Below are 6,106 nucleotides of genomic sequence, written 5' to 3' on the forward strand. Positions count from 1 at the left end.
AACAAAACATTAAACTCAATGACCTGTCCGATATTGCTGAAACATCCTGTAGAAATGCAAATACTCTCCTGCATGAAAAACGATTCAATATCGTGGACCTGGACCCTTTTGGAAGTCCTGCTCCCTATCTGGATGCGGCCAGTCGCTCTGCTGTAAACTTGCTGGAGGTTACAGCTACTGACACTGCTCCTCTTTGCGGAGCTCACCTGAATTCCGGTATTCGCAAGTACGCTGCGGTTGCACTTAACAATGAATATCACAGTGAAATGGGACTGAGGATACTGCTGGGGTCTGTTGCCCGTCATCTGGCACGTCATGAGAAAGGAATGGAAGTATTGCTCTCTCACGCCACGCGTCATTATGTCAGGGCTTATGTAGGGATTAAAAGCGGGGCTAAAAATGCTGATCGGACACTTAAGGAGTTGGGTTATGTCACACATTGTGACAATTGCAGTTACCGTGAATGGAAAAAAGGCTATTCGGTTTTCATGGAACAAACCTGTCCGGAATGTGGAACTGAAATGAAATCAGGAGGTCTTCTCTGGCTTGGGAAGTTGCATGACAGGATTTTTTGTTCAAAGGTCATAGAAGAAATTGAAAAAAGACCCCTTGGCAAGAAGAAAAAAGCCTGTAAAATAATCCAGACCTGTCTGGATGAACTTGATATTCCTTTCTTTTATGATCAGCACAGGCTATGCAAACAGCTCTCTGTGGCAGCTCCACGTATTGAAAAGACCATTCAGGACCTGAGAGATAAGGGATATGCGGCCAGCAGGACACATTTCAGCGGGATGTCCTTTAAGACCGATGCCCCTCTAAATGTGATAAAGTCGATTCTCTCCAATATGTATTGATATATATACAACAAAAAGATATATATAAAGAATAGACGTTGAGATACCTCTCATGGTATTATCAGGTGATTTCTAATGTCCCGCGAAGAAGTAGAAAACCTGTTCCTTCAGGAAAAACCAACCCTTGCACTCCTTACTATATGGTCTCTTAGAAAGACGTATGCTTCTGTTATTACAAAACAAATAAATTCGACTTTTGCACATACTACAAAAATCCTTTCCAAGATGGCTGATATGGGACTTGTACAGTTTACATCTGAAGGTAGAATAAAATATGTAGAACTGACAGAATATGGTGTAGATGTAGTAACAAATCTCAGGGATTTTATTACAACACTCGGGGAGAATCTTCCTGAAAAGTACAGGGAATTGGTAGAAACAGTTGAAGAGGAAGAGAGTGAAGGAACACAACTGAACAGGGAGTCCAAAGAAATATTGGAACGTATTAAAACATTAAGAAATAAGATAGAGGAAATCTATGGACAACTGGTAGAAGCAAACGCCAGTGAAGACCGGATTAAATTGAAACTGGGTCCTTTCAGCAGGGAAATACATATGATAGGGGATACAATTGAGAATTCAGAGGAACCTATACATGATGATGTTCTCATTGCTTATGGTAACACCAAAGAGGTCTTCGATAAACTGCTGGGTAGAAAATAAATTTCTCTTCTTTTGTGCGGGATTATATGCAAACTGAATTGGCAATAAAAGTGTATTCAAATACAGAACAGACCCTTGATGCAATTGCTGCAAAATTTACAGATGACCTCAAGGATCTTGACATGAAATTGGAAATAGGTTTTTCCAAAAACAAGTGGGTTACTGTAGATGCGGATGGGGATGATGCGGAATTTGCGATTCATTTCCTGAAGGAAAAATATGGCACACCTGTATATGAACCTGTAGCAGGGAAAATATACCGTGGTTACATACAATCCATAGAGGAAGATAAAATCGTTGTAGACATTGGTAAAAAAGTCTCTATCACTGCGAGCGGACTGAAAAATCTGGGCACAGGCAATCCGGATCAGGTAGCAACTCGTTTTGGTCTTATTCCATATATGCCTGTTAAAGTGGAAATTCTCAATACAAACGCGGGTGAACAGGTAAGATTTACCGGCCAACAGGCTGATAAATTATGGGAATGGAAGAAAGCTTCCACGGACAGGATTATTGTAAATTCAGTTACACGTTCCCAGCTCAAGTCAGTGCTGAAAAAAACAGGCCACAGCAGGGATATTTATGGTACTGAAAGGTTGGGAATTATGGAACATTGCGTGATATGCAGGGAAACTACGGATGGGCCGGGTATTGTTGCAGAGATCGGTCCAAAACTCAATGCTGATATGGGTGTAATCCGTTCAGAAAAGTAATCATACCTTGATGAAAAGGCAATGGTTATCTCCTGTTGCATAACACTCTATTTCTTTTATTGATGGCCTCTCACCGGTGATCTTATGAAGGATACCTTCCAGCATTCCTTCATCAAAAGAGCATATTGGGTGACCAAGAACAGGCATTGACATACATTCAAAACAATCTTTTATTTTAATAGTAAGAGGCTCTGTATCTTCGATCTGTACTTTTCCCAGTTTATAGCATTTCCAGAAAGAGCGTATCTCTTCAAGGCTGTCAATAAAATCTCCTTGCTCAAAAGTATTTGCGATCTGTGTGCCGATGTCACTTCCTATGTGTTTGATTATAGGATTATGATCAATGCCCTGGGCTTCAAAGCCTGCTTTGAAAGCACAGAAAACGTTCTGGAAAAAATCAGTTTCACTGGAAAATGTGTTTGAGAAATTTTCCAGGCTGTGGTAGTAGTGAGTATCCAGTGGTTTTTGTGAACAAGCTACGTATTTTGAGGATAAACTATAATTCTTTTTTCGCCTATCCACCGCGTCTACTGATTCTCTCAATAGGTTTGCTCTTTTAAGGTCGTTAAGATGTACTGATACAGTGGATTTGGCTTTCCCTGTATTTTGGACAATTTCATCGAAAGAACATGGCCTTTTGTTCAGTAAATCCATTATATGCAATTTAACGGCACCGTTAATTGCAATGAAACCATTACTGGTAGCAAAAAGGGCCGTACGGTTCGTTGTGTTCATCCAGATGAGTTATAAAGGGAGTGGAGTATATAAATGTTCGCTCCATTCCGAATGAATTTTATAACAAAACATACCTCTCAATGAGCTGAATGGAAGAAAATTTTGCAGTTATAGTACCTGCCAGGGATACTGAAAAAGTAAGATTTGAATTACAATCCAGGGAGTTGCTGGATCGGAGCCGAAAATGCGTATCTCGCATTGTTGAAGGTGGAAGTTTTGTTGAAATTCCAGTCACAGATTTGGTAAGTGGCTATGAAATAAAACGTCAGGAACAACCGGAGTTCTACCGTCAGCAGATGAACCTGAAAGAGAGGCTTGCCGGTAAAATGAAACCGGAGGAACTGGAAGCAATTCCTTCTGGCTGGCAAATTCTTGGAAACATTATAGTAGTTACAATTCCTGATAAAATAATGCATAGGGGAGTAGAAATTGCTGAAGAATTACTGAATATGTATCCCTCCTGTGACACTGTTGTAAGGGATTTGGGTATCAATGGCAGTTTACGGCAACCAAAAAGACAGCTTGTGAGTGGTAATACCACAGAAACAATACATAAAGAGAATGGCTGTTATTTCAAACTTGATGTGACAGAGGTTATGTATTCCAAAGGTAACCTAAGGGAAAAAAACAGGATGAGTAAACTTGGAAATGGGGAAATTGTTGTTGATATGTTTGCTGGAATTGGTTATTTCACTCTCCCGATGGCAGTGCATTCCCAACCTGAAAAAATATACTCGATTGAGCTGAATCCGGTCTCATTTGGCTATCTCAGAGATAACGTAAGGTTGAATAATGTACAACATATTGTACAACCCCTGCATGGCAACTGTGCTGAAGTAACACCTAAAGAAGTTGCTGATCGGGTAATCATGGGATATGTGGGAGGAACAGCGGATTATTTGCCTGCTGCAATCGGTGCATTAAGTGAAAAAGGGGGCATATTGCATTTTCATGAAGCACTGGCTGAAAATTTAATGTTTGATAGGCCAATCGGGCAGATTACAAAGGCAGCAAAAATGCAGGGGAGAAATGTGGAGATTATGGAGTGTCGCAGTATCAAAAAATATTCCCCGGGCGTCTGGCATGTTGTCGTGGACGCACGTATATGGTAAAGGAGATTTATCATGTTTTCTTCAGGGACACTGACATGTCCGAATCAATTATGCAATCGAAATCCAGAGCATCGGTCCATCCCTGTTTTTCAAATATTGACTGGAAACAGATGCCTATAAGCAGTTTCTTCTGAGACCCCTCATATATCGATTCAAGAATCGTTTTCAATTCCTCTGGTTCCACTCCGGTTTTGGGCATGGCAAGCCCGCCAAGCAGTACGACCATATCAGCATGATAATCAATTGTATCACCGAGTTGCATTCCCATATCCGTGGGAATAAGTTGTTTTGCTTTTTCGATATCAGTATTGGCTACAAATCCCATCTGCCTGGAACTTTTACGCAGGGAATAAGCGGCAATTTCTGCAAAAGGTGTACAAAACCCCGGAGTTCCAATAAAAATGATTTTTTCCGATTCTCTGGCCAGAGATGCAAAATTTTTCAGTAATGCGCCGATTCCTTCAGATTTTTCAAGTATTTCCACTTAGATCACCAAAATTAAAAGGAGGATTATACCTCCTTGATTCCAAAGGATTCGAGCAGGATACCAGGATTGATACGCCCTGCGGTGTATGATTTTTTGGATGCAACATCGTTTACGGTAATTCTTGCCGGGGCGAACATGCCTGCATCTACTTTGAAGAAGTCGAATTCTGCTTCCTTGAATGTTGTATAGAAAGGTTTACCAAAGTCTCTGGAAGTTGTGGATGGTGTCTTTTTGACATATTCCTCAAGGTCATCCTGTCCGTAGTCTACTGTGTAGTAGGTCTCCCCGCAGTAGATTACGCAGTCATTGGTTGAACCCATGCATTTTGTATCGTCACCAACAATAGGTGCTATTGGTGCCACACCGAAACCACTCTTAATTGTATTGATATCGAAACCCACGGATTCCATTTTGTGGATGCCTGTCTCCACAATACGGGCAGAGATCTGGACAGAACCTGCAATGGATGCAGTAGGTGCCACTGCGATATAGACATTTTCCGGGTCAACACTGCAGTGTTTGGCGATATATTCTACGACTTCCTCGTCCGGGAGTTTGCCGGATTCCATTACAAGCACAGCAGCTTCGGCATCATCCTTGTAATCGATTTCCTGGTAAAGTTCCTTTGGCTTGAGTCCGAGGGCACGTGCAGGACCTGAACCCATTCCGAAATACTTGCCAACGGAAATTCTCCAACCCGCATACTGGGAACCCATGCAAGCGACTGTGGGATAATCGGTTACGATCTGAATTGCAGGCACCGGGAGTCCGTCAAGGTCGAATTTGGTGTAGGTAATTTCTGCAAGATCGGCAAGACAGAGGCGTGAGAGATACATACCTGCGTCATAGCCACCCTTGGCATTGACTCCACAATCAAATATTGTGGCGCCATTTTCGAGCTGTTTGGATTCAACATTAATCTCATCTTCCCAGTCCAGCATTTCATCAATTATTGCAAGTCCCTTTTCATTAACACTAATCACATTATCACCAGTAGATATTTTCATTAATTTACCCTATACTTTTAGATTACTTTGCTGTAAATCTAACAAGTACAAATGGTACAGTTAGAACGATACATATTCGTTTCGGTTTTATGGATGAGTAATTGCCTATTATGAGTTATACTCATCCCAATTTATACTTAATTTCCTGAAATTCATATTAGGAATGTTGGTTAAAAATCCTATTTTTTAGTAAAATGGCTGTAACTTAGTTTTCAAAAAACGTTGTCGATTTTGATGCCATGATCGCTTTGTTTACGTCTGTCCTTTTGAATTGCTTTTTGAATTTTTGAGGTATCTACCATTTTTATGCGGATTGAAAAAACGTGGTCGGCTAGGTTATATAAAATTGCTTTTTAAGTTCATTGTAACAGCAGCCTATGATATGACAGCTGCTGTACAGTTAAATATAGGTGATTTAATGGGAAAACAGGAAATGTATGATAAACTCAGAGATGCGATTGTCAACCAGGACATCAATGGTACTGGTCCCCTCGTCCAGGAAGCCCTGGATGCAGGTTTAACTCCTTTCGAGATC

At 40.9% G+C, this 6,106-nt stretch carries 7 protein-coding genes; 4 read left to right on the forward strand and 3 right to left on the reverse strand.

The annotated features are described in order from the left end of the window. The 3 genes from A9957_RS09025 to A9957_RS09035 all read left to right on the forward strand — a co-directional run. Positions 1-854, forward strand: an 854-nt coding sequence (locus A9957_RS09025) for a tRNA (guanine(26)-N(2))-dimethyltransferase (protein WP_292343976.1), incomplete at its 5' end; no start/stop codon positions are given. 75 nt (positions 855-929) lie between these two features. Next, entirely contained in the window at positions 930-1,517 is a 588-nt protein-coding gene (locus A9957_RS09030; protein WP_292343978.1) for a MarR family transcriptional regulator, read from the forward strand. Between the two features lie 26 nt (positions 1,518-1,543). Beyond that, positions 1,544-2,230: a DUF2110 family protein gene (locus A9957_RS09035; protein ID WP_292343980.1), complete on the forward strand. Its 687-nt coding sequence runs from the start codon at positions 1,544-1,546 to the stop codon at positions 2,228-2,230. Here the strand turns inward: A9957_RS09035 and A9957_RS09040 are convergent, their stop codons facing one another. Continuing rightward, a complete protein-coding gene (locus A9957_RS09040) occupies positions 2,231-2,965 on the reverse strand; it encodes a V4R domain-containing protein (protein ID WP_096711267.1) in 735 nt (244 codons plus the stop codon). It abuts the gene before it with no gap. An 89-nt stretch (positions 2,966-3,054) separates the two neighbouring features. Here A9957_RS09040 and A9957_RS09045 point away from each other — a divergent pair, with 89 nt between their 5' ends. After that, a complete protein-coding gene (locus A9957_RS09045; RefSeq protein ID WP_292343982.1) occupies positions 3,055-4,077 on the forward strand; it encodes a class I SAM-dependent methyltransferase family protein in 1,023 nt (340 codons plus the stop codon). A gap of 10 nt (positions 4,078-4,087) precedes the next feature. Here the strand turns inward: A9957_RS09045 and A9957_RS09050 are convergent, their stop codons facing one another. Both A9957_RS09050 and mch read right to left on the reverse strand, forming a co-directional pair. Beyond that, on the reverse strand, positions 4,088-4,561 hold the full coding sequence (locus A9957_RS09050) for a DUF2124 domain-containing protein (RefSeq protein WP_292343984.1): 474 nt from the start codon (positions 4,559-4,561) through the stop codon (positions 4,088-4,090). A 26-nt stretch (positions 4,562-4,587) separates the two neighbouring features. Further along, positions 4,588-5,547 carry a methenyltetrahydromethanopterin cyclohydrolase gene (mch, locus tag A9957_RS09055; RefSeq protein WP_096711603.1) on the reverse strand — a complete coding sequence of 320 codons (960 nt, stop codon included), beginning with the start codon at positions 5,545-5,547 and terminating at the stop codon, positions 4,588-4,590. Positions 5,548-6,106: the final 559 nt, after the last annotated feature.

This window comes from Methanohalophilus sp. DAL1 (genome assembly GCF_001683555.1).
In the GTDB taxonomy this organism is placed as follows: domain Archaea; phylum Halobacteriota; class Methanosarcinia; order Methanosarcinales; family Methanosarcinaceae; genus Methanohalophilus; species Methanohalophilus euhalobius.

Excerpts from the sequence above, each read along its gene's own strand:
- A9957_RS09030 (WP_292343978.1), top strand. The coding sequence starts at position 930 with ATGTCCCGCGAAGAAGTAGAAAACCTGTTCCTTCAGGAAAAACCAACC.
- A9957_RS09035 (WP_292343980.1), top strand. The coding sequence starts at position 1,544 with ATGCAAACTGAATTGGCAATAAAAGTGTATTCAAATACAGAACAGACC.
- A9957_RS09040 (WP_096711267.1), bottom strand. The coding sequence starts at position 2,965 with ATGAACACAACGAACCGTACGGCCCTTTTTGCTACCAGTAATGGTTTC.
- A9957_RS09045 (WP_292343982.1), top strand. The coding sequence starts at position 3,055 with ATGGAAGAAAATTTTGCAGTTATAGTACCTGCCAGGGATACTGAAAAA.